The following is a 659-nucleotide window of genomic DNA, read 5'->3' on the forward strand; positions in this document are numbered from 1 at the left end:
GTATTTAGGAGGAGGAGCTAGCTATGAAGGTGGCGAATGGAGGGCTCCAGAATTCAAGGTTGCACAATTCAATTCTGATGGTAGTTCGTCAGAAAAGAAGATCTATCATGATGTAGCAGGAGCTTTTGATGGTGTCAGTGATGGTATGACGAGTATCAACGAGCGTATTCATGATGTTGAGAAGAATGTGGCGAGCAATGGTTTGAATTGGAATGAAGAAGAAGGCGCGTATGATGCGAAGCATGATGGCAAGTCGAGTAAAATTACGAATGTACTGGATGGTAAGATAGAAGAAGGCTCGCAAGAAGTTGTTAATGGTGGTCAGCTTTGGAGCACGAATGAGAGGGTAAAAGAGGTTGAAGACAAAGTAGATACGATAGATCAACATGTGAAAGATATTGAAGTAGCCGTAACAGATGGCGTTGTTAACTATGACAAAGATAGTGATGGGAAAAAGACCAATAGCATTACGTTAGTAGGAGGCAATGACAGCGAACCTGTTATGATAGACAATGTAGCGGCAGGCAAGATTGAAGCAGGTTCTCAGCAAGCTGTTAATGGTGGTCAGTTGCATGATTATACTAAAGAGCAGATGAAGATAGTTCTTGAAGATGCCAATAAGTATACGGATGAGAAAGTTAGTAGTCTTGTCAATGATG

General features: G+C 41.6%; 1 pseudogene. It reads left to right on the forward strand.

What is annotated here, in order from left to right:
- Positions 1-659 (forward strand): annotated as a pseudogene (locus ACFIJJ_RS10000) (hypothetical protein); the annotation flags it as partial.

Source organism: Bartonella sp. TT29SHDZB, assembly GCF_042193395.1.
Taxonomy (GTDB): Bacteria; Pseudomonadota; Alphaproteobacteria; order Rhizobiales; family Rhizobiaceae; genus Bartonella.